The sequence below is a fragment of the Bradyrhizobium lupini genome, assembly GCF_040939785.1.
Classification (GTDB): Bacteria; Pseudomonadota; Alphaproteobacteria; order Rhizobiales; family Xanthobacteraceae; genus Bradyrhizobium; species Bradyrhizobium canariense_D.
This window is the reverse complement of the sequence record NZ_CP162553.1, coordinates 5,058,272-5,078,283: the sequence shown is the minus strand read 5'-3', so window position 1 is coordinate 5,078,283 and position 20,012 is coordinate 5,058,272. Positions and strand designations below refer to the sequence as shown.

20 protein-coding genes and 1 pseudogene are annotated in these 20,012 nt (G+C 65.4%); 3 read left to right on the top strand and 18 right to left on the bottom strand.

The window, feature by feature from the left end; all coding sequences use genetic code 11:
• Positions 1–81: 81 nt before the first annotated feature.
• Genes AB3L03_RS24095 through AB3L03_RS24055 form a run of 9 tightly spaced genes read right to left on the bottom strand, consistent with a single transcriptional unit; the run spans position 82 to position 8,205 of the window.
• Positions 82–429 (bottom strand): RidA family protein, encoded by a 348-nt coding sequence (locus tag AB3L03_RS24095; RefSeq protein WP_007596366.1) that lies wholly within the window; start codon positions 427–429, stop codon positions 82–84.
• 14 nt (positions 430–443) lie between these two features.
• The gene (locus tag AB3L03_RS24090) at positions 444–1,565 is read right to left on the bottom strand and encodes an FAD-binding oxidoreductase (protein ID WP_204512228.1); all 1,122 of its coding nucleotides are present in this window, start codon (positions 1,563–1,565) and stop codon (positions 444–446) included.
• The gene (locus AB3L03_RS24085) at positions 1,562–2,980 is read right to left on the bottom strand and encodes an NAD(P)/FAD-dependent oxidoreductase (protein ID WP_368507134.1); all 1,419 of its coding nucleotides are present in this window, start codon (positions 2,978–2,980) and stop codon (positions 1,562–1,564) included. Before AB3L03_RS24085 ends, AB3L03_RS24090 begins: the two co-directional genes overlap by 4 nt.
• Positions 2,977–3,273 (bottom strand): (2Fe-2S)-binding protein, encoded by a 297-nt coding sequence (locus AB3L03_RS24080; RefSeq protein ID WP_018453756.1) that lies wholly within the window; start codon positions 3,271–3,273, stop codon positions 2,977–2,979. Before AB3L03_RS24080 ends, AB3L03_RS24085 begins: the two co-directional genes overlap by 4 nt.
• A 19-nt stretch (positions 3,274–3,292) precedes the next feature.
• Positions 3,293–4,429, bottom strand: a complete 1,137-nt coding sequence (locus tag AB3L03_RS24075) for an FAD-binding oxidoreductase (protein ID WP_204512230.1) — start codon at positions 4,427–4,429, stop codon at positions 3,293–3,295.
• Positions 4,430–4,437: 8 nt separating this feature from the next.
• The gene (locus AB3L03_RS24070) at positions 4,438–5,244 is read right to left on the bottom strand and encodes an ABC transporter permease (protein WP_204512231.1); all 807 of its coding nucleotides are present in this window, start codon (positions 5,242–5,244) and stop codon (positions 4,438–4,440) included.
• A complete protein-coding gene (locus tag AB3L03_RS24065; RefSeq protein WP_018453753.1) occupies positions 5,241–6,116 on the bottom strand; it encodes an ABC transporter permease in 876 nt (291 codons plus the stop codon). Before AB3L03_RS24065 ends, AB3L03_RS24070 begins: the two co-directional genes overlap by 4 nt.
• A complete protein-coding gene (locus AB3L03_RS24060) occupies positions 6,113–7,147 on the bottom strand; it encodes an ABC transporter ATP-binding protein (RefSeq protein WP_204512232.1) in 1,035 nt (344 codons plus the stop codon). Before AB3L03_RS24060 ends, AB3L03_RS24065 begins: the two co-directional genes overlap by 4 nt.
• 23 nt (positions 7,148–7,170) lie before the next feature.
• A complete protein-coding gene (locus AB3L03_RS24055) occupies positions 7,171–8,205 on the bottom strand; it encodes an ABC transporter substrate-binding protein (protein ID WP_018453751.1) in 1,035 nt (344 codons plus the stop codon).
• A 272-nt stretch (positions 8,206–8,477) separates the two neighbouring features.
• Here AB3L03_RS24055 and AB3L03_RS24050 point away from each other — a divergent pair, with 272 nt between their 5' ends.
• On the top strand, positions 8,478–9,392 hold the full coding sequence (locus AB3L03_RS24050) for a LysR substrate-binding domain-containing protein (protein WP_018453750.1): 915 nt from the start codon (positions 8,478–8,480) through the stop codon (positions 9,390–9,392).
• Here AB3L03_RS24050 and AB3L03_RS24045 read toward each other — a convergent pair.
• The 9 genes and pseudogenes from AB3L03_RS24045 to AB3L03_RS24005 form a co-directional block, all read right to left on the bottom strand.
• The gene (locus AB3L03_RS24045; protein ID WP_204512233.1) at positions 9,382–10,755 is read right to left on the bottom strand and encodes an amidohydrolase family protein; all 1,374 of its coding nucleotides are present in this window, start codon (positions 10,753–10,755) and stop codon (positions 9,382–9,384) included. The genes AB3L03_RS24050 and AB3L03_RS24045 overlap by 11 nt on opposite strands.
• Positions 10,752–12,335 carry an ABC transporter substrate-binding protein gene (locus AB3L03_RS24040; RefSeq protein ID WP_204512234.1) on the bottom strand — a complete coding sequence of 528 codons (1,584 nt, stop codon included), beginning with the start codon at positions 12,333–12,335 and terminating at the stop codon, positions 10,752–10,754. The genes AB3L03_RS24045 and AB3L03_RS24040 overlap by 4 nt, the downstream gene beginning before the upstream one ends.
• A gap of 22 nt (positions 12,336–12,357) precedes the next feature.
• A pseudogene (locus AB3L03_RS24035) lies at positions 12,358–13,007 on the bottom strand (aspartate/glutamate racemase family protein).
• An 8-nt stretch (positions 13,008–13,015) separates the two neighbouring features.
• The gene (locus AB3L03_RS24030; protein WP_204512236.1) at positions 13,016–13,900 is read right to left on the bottom strand and encodes a polysaccharide deacetylase; all 885 of its coding nucleotides are present in this window, start codon (positions 13,898–13,900) and stop codon (positions 13,016–13,018) included.
• Positions 13,887–14,702 carry an ABC transporter substrate-binding protein gene (locus AB3L03_RS24025; RefSeq protein ID WP_204512237.1) on the bottom strand — a complete coding sequence of 272 codons (816 nt, stop codon included), beginning with the start codon at positions 14,700–14,702 and terminating at the stop codon, positions 13,887–13,889. Before AB3L03_RS24025 ends, AB3L03_RS24030 begins: the two co-directional genes overlap by 14 nt.
• A gap of 14 nt (positions 14,703–14,716) precedes the next feature.
• Positions 14,717–15,481 (bottom strand): amino acid ABC transporter ATP-binding protein, encoded by a 765-nt coding sequence (locus AB3L03_RS24020; protein ID WP_204512238.1) that lies wholly within the window; start codon positions 15,479–15,481, stop codon positions 14,717–14,719.
• Entirely contained in the window at positions 15,478–16,335 is an 858-nt protein-coding gene (locus AB3L03_RS24015) for an amino acid ABC transporter permease (RefSeq protein WP_368507133.1), read from the bottom strand. Before AB3L03_RS24015 ends, AB3L03_RS24020 begins: the two co-directional genes overlap by 4 nt.
• A complete protein-coding gene (locus AB3L03_RS24010) occupies positions 16,332–17,156 on the bottom strand; it encodes an ABC transporter substrate-binding protein (RefSeq protein ID WP_204512240.1) in 825 nt (274 codons plus the stop codon). The genes AB3L03_RS24015 and AB3L03_RS24010 overlap by 4 nt, the downstream gene beginning before the upstream one ends.
• A gap of 35 nt (positions 17,157–17,191) precedes the next feature.
• Positions 17,192–18,115 carry an N-carbamoyl-D-amino-acid hydrolase gene (locus tag AB3L03_RS24005; protein WP_231190871.1) on the bottom strand — a complete coding sequence of 308 codons (924 nt, stop codon included), beginning with the start codon at positions 18,113–18,115 and terminating at the stop codon, positions 17,192–17,194.
• Between the two features lie 184 nt (positions 18,116–18,299).
• On the opposite strand from AB3L03_RS24005, the gene AB3L03_RS24000 reads away from it, so the two are divergent.
• Both AB3L03_RS24000 and AB3L03_RS23995 read left to right on the top strand, forming a co-directional pair.
• Complete coding sequence (locus tag AB3L03_RS24000) at positions 18,300–19,226, top strand: LysR family transcriptional regulator (protein ID WP_368507132.1); 927 nt, start codon at positions 18,300–18,302, stop codon at positions 19,224–19,226.
• A 23-nt stretch (positions 19,227–19,249) separates the two neighbouring features.
• On the top strand, positions 19,250–19,969 hold the full coding sequence (locus AB3L03_RS23995; RefSeq protein WP_204512242.1) for a type 1 glutamine amidotransferase: 720 nt from the start codon (positions 19,250–19,252) through the stop codon (positions 19,967–19,969).
• The last annotated feature ends 43 nt before the right edge of the window (positions 19,970–20,012 follow it).

The window sequence follows — 20,012 nt, the reverse complement described above, 5'->3', positions numbered from 1 at the left end:
CCCATCGAAGGGCGAGATCAAGGCGAGGCTCTGAGGAACGACGGCGCGCGGAGCGCCGACGTCCGCCGCAGGCCCGCGCGATCAACCCTTGAGCGCGGTGACCACGACCTCGATCAGCGCGCTGCCGCCGAGATCGGCGACGCCGACGGTGGCGCGGGTCGGCAGATTGTCGCCGAAGAACTCGGTCCAGACCGCGTCCATCTCCTTCTTCTTGGAAAGGTCCGTGACGAAGATCGAGGTGCTCACGACGCGCGACTTGTCGGTGCCCGCTTCCTTCAGATAGCCGGCGATCTTGCCGAGGATGTTGCGGGTCTGCTCGCCCATCGACACAGAGGTGTCGTCGGCGATGGTGCCGCCAATGAAGACGAAGCCGTTGGCTTCGACGGCGCGGTGCATGATGGGCGTGCGGATGCTGCGGGTAATGCTCATGATGTCCTCTTTTGCTAGAGCGTGGAGGGGTGGAAACGGTCGATGCCGAGATCGCCGATGCGGGTCTGGGTGCCGCCGTTGACGATCAGCTCCGCCATGACGGCGCCCGCGCCGGGGCCGAGCTGGAAACCGTGCAGCGAAAAACCGAATTGGTGATAGAGGCCCTTGTGCCGGCTGCTCGGTCCAAACACGGGCAGATCGTCCTTGGTCTTGGCCTCGATGCCGGCCCAGGCCCGCATGATCGTCGCGTCGCGCATGACCGGGAACAGCTCGAACACGGTGCGGGCGCTGGTCGCGAGGCTTTTCCAGTCCAACACCGTCTCGTTGCGATCCTGATGGGGCGTAGCCAAATGGCCGCCGCCGATCAGCACCGTGCCGTTCTTGAATTGCTTGAAGGACAGCTTGCGGCCGCGCAGGATCACGACCGGATCGATGAAATGCGGCACGCGCGAGGTGATCATCAACATCGGCGCCACCGTCTCGACCGGAACGGGCTCACCGAGCGCGGCTGCGATGGTCCCGGCCCAGGCGCCGGCGGCATTGACGAGCACCGGCGCGGCAAAGCTCTCGGCGCCGACATCGACATGCCAGAGACCATCGGTGTGCCGGATATTCGTGGCCGCAATGCCCTCGCGAACGGTCGCACCGAGCTGCCCTGCCTTGCGCCGGAACGCCGTCGTCGCCTGCGCGGGATTGGCCGCACCGTCGCGGCGCGAGACCACGCCGCCGGGACAGCTCTCGGCGACCGCAGGCACGAGGCGCCGCAGCTCTGCGGCATCGATCAGCTCTTCGTGGGTGAAGCCGAGCGCGTTGAGCTCGGCCACACGTGCGCGGCAGACCGCGAGTTCCTCTTCGTTCTCGGCGACGAGGACCTGGCCATAGCTCTCAAAGCTGCAATCGTCGTCGAGGAGATCGGTGATCTTCTCCCAGATACCCATCGAGCGGATCGAAAGCGGGATTTCGGGGATGTGCCGCGCAAGCTGGCGCACGCCGCCGGCGTTGACACCGGAAGCGTGCCGGCCGGCATAGTCCTTCTCGATCAGCACCGGCTTGAGGCCGGCGAGACACAGATATAGCGCGGTCGAGCACCCGTGGATGCCGCCGCCGACGACGATCGCATCCACGTTTTTCGTCATCCGCGCACCACCGCCTTGATGTCGTCTGCGCTCTTCGGAACGGCGGCGAGCTCGGCGAGCGTGATCGGCTTGACCGGCGCGCGCAGCCGGTAATAGCCAATCTCCTGCGGGCTCTTGCCCCGCGCCTGCGCCATCAGCTCGGTGACGGTGAGGCCGCAGAGCCGGCCCTGGCACGGCCCCATGCCGGTGCGGCGGTAGGCCTTGAGCTGGTTCGGCCCGGTCGCGCCGATCGCGACGGCGTCGAGAATATCCTTTGCGGTGACCTCCTCACAGCGACAGACGATGGTGTCGCCTGCGGGAATGCGAAACTGCGGCGCCGGCCGGAACAGCGTGTCGAGAAAAACGCGACCACGTTCGGCCTTGGCGAGATCGGCGCGGAGGCTCGCCATCGGCGCAAATATTTTTGCAGCCGCAGGCGCCAACGCCTCCACTGCCGCGCGTGCCGCGATGCGGCCGCGCACTACGGCTGCGTTCGCCCCGCCGATGCCGGCGCCGTCGCCAGCAATCGCAATGCCGGCGACCGACGAATTGCCGCTGGCATCCAGCACCGGAGACCAGCACAATTGCAAATCATCCCAGCGATGCTCGATTCCGGCCGCCATCGCCAGATTGACGTTGGGCACGACGCCCTGGTGCAGCAGCAAGAGATCCGCAAGGACGGTCTCGCGCTTGCCGCCGGCGACATAGCTGACGTTCGCGAGTTGGCCGTCACCAGAGGCAGCAAGCTCGCTGACGCCTGAGACGACCTGCACCTTCGCCTTCACCTCGCGCATCATCGACAAGCCCTTGGCGAAATACGGCGAGGTCAGGAAAGCGAAAGCGTGGGGGAGTGCGGCGAAATAGTTTACGCGCTCGGTGGTGTCGAGAATGCGATCGATGCGACCGCCGAGACGCAAGATCTGCGCGGCGAGCAGCCAGAGCAGCGGCCCCTGCCCCGCCATCACCGTGCGGCCATCCGGCACCAGGGCCGATGATTTCAACATGGTCTGCGCGGCGCCCGCGGTCATCACGCCCGGAAGCGTCCACCCGGGAATCGGAAACGGCCGCTCCAGCGCGCCGGTCGCGAGGATCACGCGCCTGGCCTTGACGAAGGCGGACGCGCCGCCGACCGAGACGGCGATATCGAGATTGCGATCGAGGCTCCAGACCGTTGCGCGCTGAATGACCTCCGTGTTGCCTGCGCGTAGCGCCTGCACGAGATCGGTACCGACCCAATAGTCCTCACCGAGCTGGCTGCGGTCGGTCACCGGCGTCGAGGCGATGGCACGAAACACCTGGCCTCCGGGGCCGATATTCTCGTCGAGCAGCAGCGTGGACAGGCCGGCTTCGGCGGCCGTCGCGGCGGCGGCAAGGCCGGCAGGCCCGGCCCCGATCACCACGACGTCATATTCTTCGCGCTTGGGAGCCACAGTCATTTCCCGATCTCCCGCTTGCCCTTCTGAATCTCGATCTGCATGCCGTCGGTGACCGGCACCAGGCAGCCCTGTCGGTTGCCGACGCCATCGATGGTGACGAGGCAATCGAAGCACACGCCCATCATGCAATAGGGCAAACGCAGCGCCCCGCTGACTGCGGTCGAACGGCGTGCATCGCAGCTCGAGGCCAGCAGCGCGGCGGAGACGGTGTCGCCCTGCCGCGCCGCGACGGCAACGCCATCGACGAAGATTTGCACCGCTGGCCGCTTGTCCTGCTCGGATCGTTTGAACATCCTGGCTCCTTCAATGTCCCTAGTAGCCGCTGTTGTTCGCGGCACCGGCGGCGCCAAAACGGCTGGCCGAGAACGGGCCGACCAGCTCGGGCTCGAGCGCGCCTTGCGCAACCATCCGCGCGATCTCGAAGGCGTGGTTGGAGGCGAGTGTCACCCCGGAGTGGCAGCAGGCGACGAAGGCACCGGGATGCGTCTCCGACTGGTCGTAGATTGGAAAGCCGTCCTGCGGCATGACGCGGATGCCGGCCCAGCTCCGGACCACGTTGAGCCGCGCGAGATGCGGAAACATGCGCTGGGCGCGATCCGTCATCACGGCGCTGACCGAGTGCTTCAGCGCGCGATCGTCGAGCTCGTCTTCCTTGCTGTCGCCGATCATCACCGTGCCCTCGTCGGTCTGGCGGATCGTGGTCAGCGGATGCGGCAGAAAGGGCATGGTGCGCTCGGTCACCACGATCTGGCCGCGGGTCGGGCCCATCGGGGCGTGGAGACCGACCATCGGCGCCAGGGTCTGGTTAGCATTGCCGGCGGCGAGCACGATCTTGGCGGCACGGAGCTCGCCCTGCGGCGTCGTCAGGCAGAATTCGCCGCTGCTCCTGCTGATCGCCGAGACCGGGCGCTCCGGAAGATAGTCGATGCCGAATGCCTTGAAGCCGGTGTGGAACGCACGAAACGTGCGCAGCGAATTGACGTGACCGTCGAGTGGACAATAACTGCCGCCGGAGACCTCGGGCCCGATCAGCGGCAGCGCCTTCTTCACCTCGGATGCCGGCAGCATCTCCATCTTGTAATCGGCGGCACCCGTCTGGTTGTGCATGCGCTTGACCAGCTCGGCGCGCTGACCGAACTCGTCCTCGCCAAGCGTCAGATGAAAACCGCCGTTCTGCTGAAGCGAGACATCGAGGCCGGTCTGCTGCTTCAGCTCCGAGGCGAGCCTGCTCCACGCCTGTGACGCCTGCACCGTCCAGACGGTATAGGCTGGCATGCCGAGCCCCTTGCTCTGGACCCAAACCAGCGCAAAGTTCGCGCGTGAGGCGCGCTTGGTGATGTCGCCTTCGTCGAGCACGGCCACCTTCTTGCCGAGTCTTCCCAGGCCCCAGGCGATGGCGGAGCCGAGCAATCCGCCGCCGACGACGGCGACATCGTAATCTGTTCGCATGGATTCTCCTATCGCCCTGTATCGCCCTTGCCGGCGAGCACGCGGTCGAGCCCGTAGAAGCGATCGAGCAGAATGAGGGCGGTCATGGTGATCGCGATCACGCAGGCCGAGACGGACGTCACCAGCGGATCGATGTTGTCCTGGATGTAGAGGAACATGCGCACCGGCAGTGTTTCGGTGCCGGGTGCCGCGAGGAAGACGGTCATGGTGAGATCGTCGAAGGACTGGATGAAGGCGAGCGCCCAGCCGCTGATGACGCCGGGCAGGATCAACGGCAGCGTCACGCGGCGGAATAGCGTCCAGCCGCCGGCACCGAGCGAGACCGCCGCCATCTCGACCGAAAGGTCCATGCCGGTCGCCGCCGCCAGGGTCAGCCGTAGCGCGAACGGAAACACGATGATGACATGCGCGATGATCAGCGCGGCGAAGCTGCCGCCCATCCCGGCCGAGGTGAAGAAGCGCAGGAACGCGATGCCGAGCACGACATGCGGGATCATCAGCGGCGAGAGAAAGAGGGCCGCGAGCGCATCACGGCCGCGGAAGCGATAGCGCGCGATCGCGAGCGCCGCCGGTACCGCGAATAATAGCGCGACGAACGACGATAGTGCGCCCAGGCCAAGGCTGACCCAGAAAGCATGGACGAATTCGGGATAGTTGGCGATCGCCCTGAACCAGCGCAACGAAAAACCGTTTGTCGGCAACGACAGGAAGCCTTCAGGCGTGAACGCAACGAGGCAGACGACGAGGATCGGCGCCACCATGACGATGACAAAGATGGTGTGGAAGATCAGCGCGAGCGGGCCATTCCGGCTCATCGGAACACCTCCGCGTAACGGCGCTCGATCAGTGCGTTGCTGCCGACGACGATCAAGACCAGCGCGGCCAGCAGCAGCGTGGCGACCGCCGCCCCCAGCGGCCAGTTCAGCGTGTTGAGGAACTCGTCATAGGCCAGCGTCGCCGCGACCTTGAGTCGACGGCCGCCGATGATGGCGGGCGTCGCAAACGCGCTGGCCGAGAGCGAGAACACGATGATCGCCCCAGACAGCACGCCCGGCATGATCTGCGGCATGATGATGCGGTGGATGATGGTCGCAGGGCCGGCGCCGAGCGACATCGCGGCATTCTCGATCTGCGGATCGAGCCGCTGCAGCGCCGCCCACACCGACAGCACCATGAACGGCATCATCACGTGCGCGAGTGCGACCACCATGCCGGTTTCGGTGAACATGAAGGGGATAGGCGCGCGGATCAGCCCGGCCGACATCAGCAGCTTATTGACGAGGCCGTTGTTGCCGCCGAACAGCAGCGCCCAGCCGAGCGTCCGCGCCACCACGGAAATCAGCAATGGCCCCAGGATGACCAGGAGAAAAACGCTCTTCCAGCGTCCGCTCATGCGGTTGAGGATGTAGGCTTCGGGTGCACCGAGCACGGCGGTGAGCAGCGTAGTCAGGATCGCGATGCGAAACGTCCGCCCGAACATCTCGGCGTAATAGGGATCGGTTACGATCTCATGCCAGTTCTTGAGGATGAAGACCGGCTCGATGCCCTTGTACTGGCCCCAATCATGGAACGACAGCATCACGGTCATTGCCAGCGGAATCAGGAGCACGCCGACGAACAGCATCAAAGCGGGCGCCGTCAGCGCCCAGGGCGTGCGTGCGTTTCGTTCCTCGGCGGAAGCGCTCATGCGACGCCCCTCACGCTCATGTCCTCGGGCCGCCAGGTGAGGTGAACGGCCTCGCCTTCGACCGGCTGCGACCGGCCGTCATTCTGGCGGATCACGGTCGCCGGGCCACATTCGCTCTCGCACTGGAACAGCCAGTGATTGCCCTGGAAGATGCGTGTGACGATCTTTGCGCTGAGGCCCGCGTCGCCAAAATCGATCCGCTCGGGGCGAATGCTAATGGTGACGGGACCGCTGCGCCCGACAGGCGCAGGCGCGCTCCACGAGCCGACAATCAATCGCCCAGGCGCACTGGTCCGATCGATCGTCGCGGCAAAGTCGTTGGTCTTTCCCAAAAACTGCGAGACGAAGGCCGAGGCCGGCTTCTCATAAGTCTCTTGCGGCGTGCCGATCTGCTCGATCCTGCCCTGGCTCATCACCACGATGCGGTCGGACAACGACATCGCCTCGTTCTGGTCGTGGGTGACGAGGATCGTGGTGGTGCCGATGGTACGCTGGATCTGGCGCAGCTCGATCTGCATCTCCTCGCGCAGCTTGGCGTCGAGATTCGATAGCGGCTCGTCGAGCAACAGCACGCTCGGCTTGATCACCAGCGCGCGCGCCAGCGCCACGCGCTGCTGCTGGCCGCCGGACATGCGGCGCGGATGGCGATCCTCGTAGCCGGCAAGCCCGACCATCGCGAGCGCTGCGCGAACGCGCTCGGTCCGTTCGCCGCGCGGCACATTGCGCATCTCGAGCCCGAAGGCGACATTCTCGGCCGCGGTCATGTGCGGAAACAGCGCGTAGCTCTGGAACACGATCCCGAGCCCGCGTTTGGCCGGATGGATCGCGGTCAGATCCTTGCCTTGCAGCCGGATCGCGCCGCGGGTGGGATCGAGGAAGCCCGCGATCATCTGCAGGGTCGTGGTCTTGCCGCAGCCGGAGGGGCCGAGGAAGGAGACGAACTCGCCCTTCCCCACCGCGAGACTGAAGTCGTCGACGACAGTCTGCGCTCCGAATTGCTTGGCGACCCCTTCGAGCTCGAGATAGGCCATGACGCTGTCTCCGCCGCGAACGATCAGCGTTCGACCTCGCGATTCCAGCGCTTGGTCCATTCCTCACGCTTCTCGTTGATGACGGTCCAGTCCGGATTATAGAGCTTTGCCGCGCGCTCGCCGATCGGCGCCATCTTGCCGAGCTCGGGCGGGATCACCAGCGATTTCAGCACCGGGCCGTAGCCGTAATCCTTCAGCATCACGAGCTGGATCTTGGGTTCGAGCAGCATCTTGACGAAGCTAGACGCAAGCGGCGAGGCGTTCGGCTTGGTGATCGGACAGGCGGTCGTCAGCAACGTCGCGGCGCCCTCCTTCGGATAGACGAAATCGACGGGGAAGCCGGTATTGGCAAAGCTCTGCACGCGGCCGGTGCCCCACACCGCGATCACAGCCTGCCCGGACTGGAACAGCTCGGTCATCTTGCCCGGCGACGGCTCATAGGCGAGCACGTTCGGATTGATCTGCTCCTTGAAGATCTTGAAGCCGGAATCGACATTGGACTCGCCGCCGCCATTCATCTTCGACAGCATCACCAGCGCTTCGAGGCCATAGGTGTTGTTGATCGGCGGGATCACGAGCTGCTTGGCGTATTTCGTGTCCTTGAGATCGTTCCAGGAGGTCGGCGGCGCCCAGCCCTTCTCCGCAAACACCTTGGTGTTGTACATCAGGCCGGTCGCGACGATGCCGATCGCGACCGCACGATCGTCCTTGAAGCGCGCGGTGTCGTAGAGATCGGTCGGCAGGCCATCGAGCTTGCCGCAGAAGCCGAGTTGGATCGCCTGGTACATCGGGCCGTCGTCAACGATGGCGACGTCGATCTGCTGGTTGCCCTTCTGCGCCTGGAGCTTGGCCAGCGTGTCGGTGGAGTTGCCGGCGACGTACTCGACCTTGACGCCGTTCTCCTTCTCAAAAGTCGGGATCACCTCGTCGCGGATGGTCTTCTCGAACGAGCCGCCATAGCCGGCGACATAGAGCGTCTTTTGCTGAGCCGTGGCAACCGAGGGGGCGGCGATGAGGGCCGCGATGCTGACCGCTGTCAGAAGGCGAAAAGTCTTCATGTGGTCCGATCTCCATACCGGGATGAGGTGACGTGCCGACGAGTCTCGTTGGCTGAACCTTCCGCATTTCCTTCCGCGCAGATCCCTCTCCGACTAGGGCTCCAGCCCTTGCGCGGCGAATTTTGGCGCGATCCGGAGGTTTAAACCCCTCCAATCTGCCGAAAAAGCGGGCCGTCTCCAGCACTGATGAAAAAGATCGCAAACTCCGGCTTCCATCGTCCAATGAATAATGGCAGCCTCTGCATGCCTAAATGTTATGAATGGAAATGGGGATGGCCCGGATCAATTCGCGGCAGGTGGAGGCTTTCCGGGCGACGATGCTGACCGGCAGCGTGACGGAGGCGGCGGCGCTGATGACCGTGACGCAGCCGGCGGTCTCCCGGTTGCTGCGCGACCTCCAGGCGCTGTTGAAGATGGAGCTGTTCGAACGGCGCGGCACCGGCCTCGTGCCGACCGCTGCGGCCATGGCACTCTACACCGAAGTCGAGCGCTCCTTCGTCGGCCTCGAACGCATCACCGCGGCAGCCGAGGAAATCCGCGGCCGCCGCACCGGCTCACTGCGGATCGCGGCACTTCCAGCATTGTCGAATGGCTATTTGCCGCGGCTCACCGGGCACTTCCTGAGGGAGCGGCCGAACCTCAACCTCGCTTTCTTCGGCGTGATCTCGCCGATCGTGGTCGACTGGGTACTGAACAATCAGTGCGACGTCGGCTTTGCCGAGGTGCCCATCGCGCATTCGGGCTTGCCGAGCCAGAAGCTGCCGGCGCCCGCGCGTGTGGCTGTACTGCCCACCGGTCACCGCCTCGCGGAAAAGGAAGTGCTGGAGCCCCGCGACTTCGAGGGCGAGACTTTCATCTCGCTGTCGGCGGGCTCGTCGAGCCGCCACCTCGTCGACCAGGTCTTCCATCGCCACGATGTCCGCCGCGTGCTCAGGGTCGAGACCACGCTGTCGGAGATCATGTGCGGCATGGTGTCGTCAGGACTTGGCGTCGCCATCTGCGATCCCTTCACCGCCCAGGAATTTTCCACCCGCGGCGTCGTCGTGCGCCGCTTCCTGCCGCGCATCGACTTCGAATTCTCGGCGGTCTTTCCGGCACAGCGCAGCCCCTCGCCGGTAGCGCTCGATCTGGTCGAGACCATACGCAAGGCGCTCGCCGAATTCGACGAGCCACCCCTCAGCCGTTGAACGCCGCCTGTGCCTCCGGCAGGTCCCAGATCTTGCCAATCGCAGCGGTGCCGGCAGCCGTGATCGCCGCCTCGTCGGCGCCGAGATAGCGGCCGGCATCGACCAGCATGCGGCCGTCGACCATGACCTGATCGATATTGGCGCGATTGGCGAGCGCGATCAGCGCGCGGCGCGGGTCGAACAGCGGCTGAAGATGCGGATGGGTGAGATCGACGATCGTGAGGTCGGCGGTCGCGCCCGGCTCGATACGGCCGAGATCGGGCCGCTTGATGACATCGGCCGCGATTGCCGTGTTCGCCTCGATCAACTCGGGCGCGTTCGCGACATCGGCACGCGCCGAGGTGATCTTGGAGATCAGCGACGCCGCATTGAGCTCGCCGAGCAGGTCCATGTTGTAGCCGTCGGTGCCGACCACCGTGCGCACGCCGTGCTCCGCGAACTGGCTGAAGGCCGCGGTGACGCCGGCGCGCGCGAACACGCGCGGGCAGTTGAGAACCGTCATACCGCGCGCGGCCATCAGCTTGAGATCGTCATCGGTGCTGAACATGCAGTGCGCCGCCATCAGGTCGGGCGCCAGCAGGCCGAGCCAGTCGAGATATTGCGCCGGCGTGCGGCCGCCATAGCGCTTGCCGATGGTTTCGACCTCGGCGCGGCTCTGCGCCATATGCGTCGTGACGGGCACGCCGAGCTCGCGTGCCCGCGCGGCACAGGCCCTCAACAGATCAGGCCCGCAGGTGTCGGTGGCATGCGGACTCATCGCAAGGCCGATGCGGCCGTCGCCGCGATTATTCCAGCGCTGGTAGAGTGCATCCCAGGTCGCCATGTCGGCTGTGCCGTCATCGCCGGAATAGTGCACCACGCCGTCGGGGCCGGCCTTGGCGTCCGACGTCGAGAACAGATAGGGCGCGCCGTAGAAGCGGATGCCCATCTCCTCGGCGGCATCGAACATCTCCGGGATCGAGTTGCGGAACGGCTCCATCACCGTGGTGGCGCCGCCCTTCAGGAGTTGGAGGATGCCGAGCCGCGCGACCGCCATGCGCTCTTCCGCCGACAAGATATCTGCACCGCGCTTGGTCAGCGGCAAAAGCACCGTGTAAACGATGCTCTGATTGTTGCGGCGGCCGTTGCCGTCCTCGGTGTGGCTGCGCGCCACCGCTTCGGAGAAGCAGTGATTGTGCAGGTTCAACAGGCCCGGCAGAACGAAGCGGCCGGGACGGTCATGCACCTCGTCCGCCCGCGGCTTGTCGCGCGTGACCGCGGCAATCTTCTTGCCTTCGACCAGAACCCAATGGTCGCGCAACACGTCCTGCGCGCCGTCCTTGCGTGACAGCACATAGCTGCCGAAGATTGCGATCATGCTCATGCGGGGCGTACGTTCCAGAAGACGGCGGTGCCGTCGAGAATGCCGGTGATGGCTTTGCGATAGGCGGTCGGCTGCTTGTACAGGCCAATCGGAATATAGGGGATTTCCTGGAAAGCCACCGCCTGGATCTCACGGCAGATGCGCTGCTGCTCCGCGAGCTCGGAGGCCGCCAGCCACTGGCTGCGGAGCCCGGCCATCTTCTCGCTCGCATACCAGCCGGCGACCTTGCCCTCACCACGGATATTGGTGTTGCCGGCCGGATTGAGCCAGTCGATGCCCTGCCAGTTGCCGACGGCCGCGCTCCAGCCGCCCTGACCGACCGGATCCTTCTTGAGCTGGCGCTGCAACACCACTGCGAAATCGAGCCCGGCATATTCGACGTTCATGCCGGCCTTGCGGAGGCTGTCGACGGCGATCTCGCCAAGCGGCTTCTGCGCCAGTGAGTTGGTGGGGACGAGCACCACGATCTTCTCGCCATTGTAGCCGGCGGCTTTGAGATCGGCCTTCACCTTGGCGTAGTCACGCGGGCCGCGGAATACATCGAGGCCGACTTCGCTCGCCATCGGCGTATTCGGCGCGAAATAGCCGATCGGTGAGACCTGGAAGTTCGGATCGGTACCGGCCACCGCGGTCATGAAGGCGGATTGATCGATGGCCCCCAGGAGCGCGCGGCGAACGGCAGGATTGTCGAACGGTGGCTGAAGATGATTGAGGCGCAGCATGCAGGCGTAACCGCGGGGATCGAGGATCCGCGTCTCGATGTCGCCGGCGGCCTTGATGATCGGCAGCAGGTCGTGCGGCGTGGTCTCCTGCCAGTCCTGCTCCCCGGTCTGCAGCGCGGCGACGCCGGTGCCGGCATCGGGCGTGGTGGTCCAGACCACCCGATCGTAGTGCACGATCTTCGGGCCCGCTGTCCAATCCGGCTTGCCGTCCGTGCGCGGCTGATAGCGCTCGAACCTGGCATACGCGTTGCGCGCACCCTGCACGCGCTCGTCGGCGAGATAGCGGAACGGGCCGCTGCCGATCACTTCGGTGAGCGGCTTGAACGGATCCTGGCCCGCCAGCCGCTCCGGCATCATGAAGCACGCGTTGATCGCGGCCTTGCCCAGCGCTTGCGGCAACAGCGGGAATGGACGTTTGAGGCGGAAGCGGATGGTGCGGTCGTCAGTGGCCGACAGCTCGTCAGTCGCCTCCATCAGCTCGCCGCCAAAGCCGTCGCGCGCGGCCCAGCGGCGGATGCTCGCGACGCAGTCGCGGGCGAGCACGCGCTCGCCATCGTGCCAGAACAGACCGTCGCGCAAGCTGAGGTCCCATTGCAGCCGGTCGCCGGAGACGACATGGCCCGACAGCATCTGGGGCGAGACCTGGAGCGAAGAACTCATGCCGTAGAGCGTGTCGTAGACCATGAAGCCGTGGTTTCGCGACACTTGTGCCGTCGAATAGATGGGATCGACGAAGGCGAGGTCGATCACCGGAATGAAGCGTAGCGTGGTCTGGGATTCGGCGCGCAGGATGCCCGGAAATGACAGCGCCGGCACCGCGGCTGCGGCCTTGAGGAGCGAACGGCGGGAGACGGGCATTGCAAGAGGCTCCTGAAGGATCTTACGTGTTCAACAAGACCGCGCCGATCGCAGCGGCCACCGCCTGCTGCGCCGGCTCGACCACGGGGACACCGATGGTATCCGCAATCGCCGCGCGGTGCGAGGCCATGCCGGCGCAGCCCATCACCACGACATCGGCACGGCATTGCGAGACCAGCGCGCGGCCGGCTTCAATCAACCGTCCCCGGATGTCCGCGCCTGCCGTTTCCGCCGCGCTCGCGCCGACCGACCAGCTTCCGGCATAGCGGCTGTCGATGCCCATCAGCCGCACCATCCGCTGCTGGCGGCGAATGCTCGACGGCGACAGCGCGATGACGCCAAACCGCTCGCCCAGCATCATTGCGCGAAAGATGCCGCACTCGGCGATGCCCATCACCGGGCGCCCGCCGACCGCCTCGCGCACCGCATGCAGGCCGGGATCACTGAAGCAGGCGAGCACGAAGGCATCCGCATCGTCGCGCGACACACGGTTGACCAGCGGCATCACCATGCTGTCGGCGTCGCGTTGCGAGCTGATGCCCGGCGGCCCCCGGCAAGGCCGACGACCTCGATTGCGGGTCCGCCGGCGATGCGTAGCGGCGCGACGGCGTCGTCGATCGCCGCCGTCACCGATGCGGAGGAGTTAGGGTTGATGACGAGGATGCGGGTCATGGCGTGGCTCAACTTTTTCCGGCCTCGTGGCGCAGGAAGTTTTCCGCGATCTTCTCGCCGGTCGTGATCCAGACGTCCGGGCACGACTTTGCGTAGGTCAGGAACTCACGCAGCAGGCGCAGCCGCATCGGACGGCCACTGCACTGCGGATGCAGCACCGTCGTCACCATCGCGCCCCAGTCTCTGGTTTCATCGAGCTCATCCTTCCAGATCGAGAGCACATGCTCCTTGGGGAAGATCGAGCGGGGGCTGAAGCGCGCGGACAGGCCGTGCATCCAGTCGTCATAGCTTGCGGTCACCGGCAGCTCGATCGTGCCCGGCTTGCCGTCGGCGAGACGATGGCGATAGGGCCGCACGTCGTCGCGAAACGAGGAGGTGTAGACGATGCCGTGGCGCACCAGCGCCACCCGCAGCTCCTCGGTGAACTCGCCGTAAGGCGCGCGATAGCCGGTCGGCCTGACGCCAAGCCGGCGCTTGAGCGCCTCAAAACCGCGCTCAAGCTCCTCCTCGATCCAGGGATCGCCGGGATCGGGAAGGAGATGGTGATAGCCGTGGTGGCCGATCTCGTGACCGGCCTTGAGAATGGACTCGGCCATCGCCGGATGCGCTTCGACCGACCATCCCGTGACGAAGAAGGTCGCCTTGAGATCGAACTGGTCGAGCAGCTCCAGGAGCTTCGGCGTGCCGACGCGTGCCTCATAGCCGCCATAGCTCATGGTGATGAGCCGCTGCGCGTGCACCGCGTCCTTGCTGGTCCAGGCGCTCTCCGCGTCCACGTCGAACGACAGGAACATCGCCGAATTGTACGGCTTCGGCCAGGGGTATTCCGGCGCAGGATCCGCGGTGTTGGCTGGGGTGAGCGGGATGCTCTGGAGTGCGTTACTGTCCAGCATTGATGGTCGCCTTTTCGAGTGCGTTGTCGCTCAGTTTCCACTTGGCAAGCAGCGTGCGATACGTGCCGTCCGCGATCAGCGCGTCGACCGCCTCCAGCATGGCTTGCTGCAGCGCCTTTTCCTTGACCGGCAGAGCGATGCCGGTGAATTGCTGCGCGATGGGCTCGCCCACGGTCGCATAGGTGCCGGGCTCGAGGTCCATGATGTAGGGCAGCGTCTCGTTGCCCTGGGCGGCGGCATCGATGCGGCCCTGCCTGAGCTGGGTGCGGGCGTCGGCCGAGCCGTCGGTGCCGACGAACTGGATCGGATTGGTGCCGCAATTCTTCTCGCTCCAGGCCGCGATCTGCGCCGGGAACATGGTGCGGCGGCTGGCGCCGACCTTCTTGCCACAGAGCGCGGCTGCGTCCTTGAACTCCGCCTTGCGCGACTGCTGCACGAAGAACTGCGGGCCGCTGCGCAAATAATCGACGAAGGACGCGATCTCGTGCCGGCTGGCATAGTCCGTGAAGCCGGACAGGATGGCGTCCACCCGCCCGGTCGAGATCGACGGCATGAACTCGGCAAAGCTGGTCTCCTGCCACTCGATCTTGACGCCGAGCTTGCGGCCGATGGCCTCGCCGAGATCGATGTCGAAGCCGGACAACGCGTTGGTGGCGGGATCGCGGAACTCCATCGGCGGATAGTTCGGCACCAGCGCGACCTTGATGCTGCCGCGCTTGGCGATCTCCGCCGGCAGCTCGACTGCCATGACCGGAGCGCTCATGGCGCCAACGAGTGCCGCCGTAACCAGAAGTCTCTTCATCGATACGCCCCCATTCAGATCACTGCCGAAAGAAATGCCTTGGTACGCTCCTCGCGCGGCGCGCCCAAGACATCGGATGCGCGCCCGTGCTCGATGATCGCGCCCTGGTCCATGTAGACGACGCGGTCGGCAACCTCGCGCGCGAAGCCGAGTTCGTGCGTCACGACCATCATGGTCATGCCGCTCCGCGCCAGCTCCTTCATGACCGCCAAGACCTCGCCGACGAGCTCGGGATCGAGCGCGCTGGTCGGCTCGTCGAACAGCATCAGCATCGGCTTCATGGCAAGCGCGCGGGCAATCGCGACGCGCTGCTGCTGGCCGCCGGAGAGCTGGGCGGGATACGCGTCCGCTTTGGCCGACAATCCGACGCGCCGCAGCAGCTCGATCGCCTCAGCGCGCACCTCGTCGGATTTTCGGCCTTGAACCTGGAGCGGACCCTCGGTGATGTTTTCGAGCGCGGTCTTGTGCGGAAACAGGTTGAAGCGCTGGAACACCATGCCGGTCTTCAGCCGCTGCCGCCCGATTTCGCGCTCGCTGAGCCGATGCAGTCGTCCGCCCTGCTCGCGCACGCCCAGGAGCTCGCCGTCGAGCCAGATGCCGCCACTGTCGATCGCGGCGAGCTGGTTGATGCAGCGGAGCAGCGTGGTCTTGCCCGAGCCGGAGGCGCCGATCAGACACATCACCTCGCCGGGCCAGACATCGAGCGTAACGTTTTTGAGAGCCTGAAACTCGCCAAAACTCTTGCTGACCGAGCGAATCGCGACGAGAGGTTTTGTCATCGCGCGAGCCGCAATGTGCCGCGCGCAAAACGGCGTTCGAGCAGCATCTGGAGCGGCGTCAGGACCGAGACGACGAGCAGGTACCAGAGCCCGGCCACGATCAGGAGCTCGATCACGCGCGAATTGGCGTAGTAGATGTTTTCGGCGTTGTGCAGCAGTTCCGGATACTGGATGACGCTGGCGAGCGAGGTCGCCTTCACCATGCCGATGAACTCGTTGCCGAGCGGCGGGATCACCACCCGCATCGCCTGCGGCAGCACGATCCGGCGCAGCGCACGCAAGCGTCCCATGCCAATCGCCTGCGCGGCCTCATATTGCCCGATATCGACTGATAGCATGCCGGCGCGCATCACTTCCGAGGTATAGGCACCCTGGTTGATGCCGAGCCCGAGCAGCGCGGCGAGGAACGGCGTCATGACGTCGACGGCGCGCGCGCTCCACAGGCCGGGAATCCCGATGGTCGGAAACACCAGCGCAAGATTGAACCACAGCAGCAGTTGCAGGATCAGCGGCGTGCCGCGGAACAACCAAGCGTAGCCGGCGGCAACGGTCTTCAGTACCGGGTTGGGCGACAGCCGCATGATCGCGACGACGACGCCAAGGAAGATACCGAGCGCCATCGCCAGCACCGCCATCACCATGGTGTTGACGATGCCCTCTATGATCACCTTTGCGGTCAGGAAGCGGCCGACATAAGACCATTCGATCTGGCCGCCCGCAAAAGCGCGCCCGATCAATGCAAGCACGAGGACGATCAGCGCCGCGCTGAGCCAGCGAAACCAGTGCGGCTCGCGCGCGACCCGCATTCCCGACAGATCGGGAAAACCCTCCGCGAGTGCCGGTGCCGGCTTCATTGCGGCGCCGCGTTCAGCATGGGCTGGGCGACCGCGTTGCCGCCAAGGCTCCATTTGTCGAGGACAGCCTTGTAGGAACCGTCGGCGATCATCGCGATGAGCTTCTCGGTCACCACTTCACGAAGCGCCGCATCGTCCTTGCGGAACATGATGCCCTGATAGCCTTTGGCAAAGGGCTCGCCGATCACGCGGTATTTGCCGGGTTCCTGCGTCTGCGCATAAGGCAGCGTCTCGCTGCCCTGTACGGCGGCGTCGATACGGCCCTGCTTGAGCTGGTTGCGAACGTCGATCGAGTTCTCGCCCGGCACGTACTGGATCGCCGGCTTGCCGGCCGGCTCGCAATTCTGCTTGCTCCACTTCTCGATCTCGACCGGGAAGCTGGTGCTGCGGGTGGTCCCGACCTTCTTGCCGCAGAGATCGGTCGCAGCCTTGGCTTCGTTCTCCGCCATCACGAAGAACTGCGGGCCGGTCCCAAGATAATCGACGAAATCGGCGGTCTCGCGCCGCGAGGCGCGATCGGAGATGCCGGAGATGATGAAATCGGCGCGTTTGGTCTGGAGCGAGGGGATCAATTCGGCGAACGGCGTCTCGCTCCACACGATCGTCAGGCCGAGCCGCTTGGCGAGCTCGTTCGCCAGATCGACGTCGAGCCCGACGAGCTCATTCGTTGCGGGATCGCGATATTCCATCGGCGCGTATGTCGAGTTGACCGTGAGCTTCAACGCGCCCGCCTGCTTGATCTCCGCCGGAAGCTCCGCCGCCTGCGCGGACGTCACGGCCGCCAACGCTGCGATGCCGAAGAAATACGAGAGGCGCGTCATATCGGCTCCTTTGCCAGTGTTGCTGGAACGTCCTGTCAGTCTGCGTCGAGAACCGCGGGTTCGATCACGCCGGCGCGTTCGGTGATCACCCGGTATTGCTCCGGCCGCCGGTGTGCGGCGAAGTTGAACATCTTGTCCTTGCCCTGGCGGCAGAGGTCGAGATCGATGTCGGCGACGATCACCTCATCGGTCAGCGTTGCGGCCTGCGCAACAATGCGGCCATTGGGATCGACGATGCAGGAGCCGCCGATCAGCCCGGAGCCGTCCTCCTCGCCTGCCTTCGCCACCGAGATCGCCCAGGTCGCGTTCATGTAGGCGTTGGCCTGCGTCACCAGCGTAGAGTGGAAGGTGCGCAAGGAGGCATCTTCCGTGCTGCCCCCATTGGGATCATAGGCCGCCGAATTGTAGCCGATGCAGACGAGCTCGACGCCCTGCAGGCCAAGCACGCGCCAGGATTCCGGCCAACGGCGATCGTTGCAGATCATCATGCCCATGATCGCGTGGGCCCAGGCCGAGCCGGCGCGGAAGGCGGGAAAGCCGAGGTCGCCATAGTCGAAATAGCGCTTCTCGAGCTGCTGGTAGCGCGCACCCTGTCGCGGCTCGACCGAGCCCGGCAGGTGCACCTTGCGATAGCGGCCGAGCAGCTCGCCGTCGCGGTCGACCAGGATGGCGCAATTGTAGCGGCGTCCATCGGGCGTCAGCTCGGCATAGCCAACATAGAAGCCGACGCGCAGCGCACGCGCACGGTCGAACAAGGCGGCGACGTTCGGGTTCGGCATGCCGCGTTCGAAATAATGGTCGAGCGCCTCGCCTTCGAGCAGCCAGCGCGGGAAGAAGGTGGTGAAGGCAAGCTCGGGAAACACCACGAGGCTGGCGCCGCGGCCGGCCGCCTCCTCCAGCAGCGCAAGCATCCGCGACAGCGTATGCTCGCGCGTATCGGCTTTTTGCGTCGGCCCCATCTGTGCGGCGGCGGCGCGAAGGACACGAACCAAGATTGCCTCCAATCTGTGCGCAGTGGCGCCTCAATGGGCGGATGAACCCTTTGATGCGACGTGCAAATCTGCGGCCATTACGCGGAAGCGGGGCTGCAAAATCAATTCGTTCTGCTATGATGTTTTGGCCCAGAGTATAATCGGCAGTGATATGAACCTGCGCCAGCTCGAGATTCTCCGCGCCGTCATCCGCCACCGCACCACGGTTGCGGCGGCCGACGAACTGGCGTTGTCGCAGCCCGCCGTCAGCAACGCGCTGAAGACGATGGAGGCGCAGGCGGGTTTTGCGCTGTTCGAGCGCGTCAACAACCGGCTGTTTCCGACCACGGAAGCGATGGCGCTCTACAAGGAGAGCGAGGCGATCTTCGCGCTGCACGCAAAGCTCGAGAACCGCGTGCGCGATCTTCGCGAGAACCGCTCCGGGCATCTCGCGCTGGTCGCGACGCCGCCGCTCGCCTACAGCATCATCCCCGCGGCGCTGTCAGGCTTCCTGCGCCGCCGCCCGGAGACCCGGGTGTTCTTCGACGTGCGGCGCTACGAGGGCATCATCGAAGGCGTGCTCAACCGAGTCGCCGAACTCGGCTTTGCGCTCGGGCTGACACATCATCCCGGCATCGCCCATGAGGTGGTGCACACCGGCGAGATGGTGTGCGTGCTGCCGCTGCAGCACCCGCTCGCCGACCGGCCGGTAATCTCGGCCGCGGACCTGTCCGGACTCCCCTTCATCGGGCTCGAGCGCGGCACGCGGCTCGGTGAAGCCGTGCGCGACAGTTTTGCCCGCGCCGGCGCGCCGTTCCAGCCGACCGTCGAGGTGCGCTACTGCAACACGGCCTGCGTGCTCGCCGCCGCTGGCGTCGGCGCCGCGGTGGTCGATCCCTTCTCGCCACGGCAGAACGGCGGGACCGGCCTCGCCGTACGGCCGTTCGCGCCGACGACGCACGCCGTGGCCTATATGCTATGGTCGGAAGCCGAGCCGCTGTCGCGCCTGGCCAAGGCGTTTCTCAACGAGGTCCGGAAAGAGAGTGCGCTGCTGGAGCGCACAGCGCCACACCAACAACATGGGGCAGGAAGCGACTGAGCTTGACCTTTACCGGAGGGCACATGGCACGCATCACCATCATCGAGACCGGACAGGTCCCACAAAAATATTGCGAGCGCCACGGTTCATTCCCGGACATGTTCGAGCGCATGGTCCGCGCCGAGGATCCGACAGCTACGGTCGAAATCGTCAGCATCCCGAACGGCGATGCGCTGCCCGATCCGCGCAATTTGGAGGCGGTGCTGATCACCGGCGCGGCCGCCGGCGTCTATGACGGGCTCGACTGGATCGCGCCGCTGGAAGATTTCGTGCGCACGGCCTACGCCAACAGGACACCCATGGTCGGCGTCTGCTTCGGCCATCAGTTGATCGCGCAGGCGCTCGGCGGCACCGTGCGCAAGTCGGAGAAGGGCTGGGGCATCGGCCGGCACGTCTATCAGGTGCTGCCGGACAACGGCGTCGTTGACGGCGAAGCGGTCGCCATCGCCTGCTCGCATCAGGACCAGGTGATGGAGCCGCCCAACGATGCGCTGACGATCCTCTCCTCCGATTTCACCCCGCATGCCGGCCTGCTCTACGCCAACGGCGCGACGCTCACCCTGCAGCCGCATCCGGAGTTCGACGTGGAGTTTGCGCAAGTGTGCTGCGAGCTGCGCATCGGCAAGGCGCCGGAGGATGTCGTTGCCACCGCGAGGGAATCACTGGCGCAGCCGATGGATCACGCCAAGCTTGGTGGCGCGATTACGAGATTTCTAGCGCGCAGGTCCACCTCCTCATCCTGACGAGCGCGCTCCCGCGCGCGTCTCGAAGGATAGAGGCCCAAAT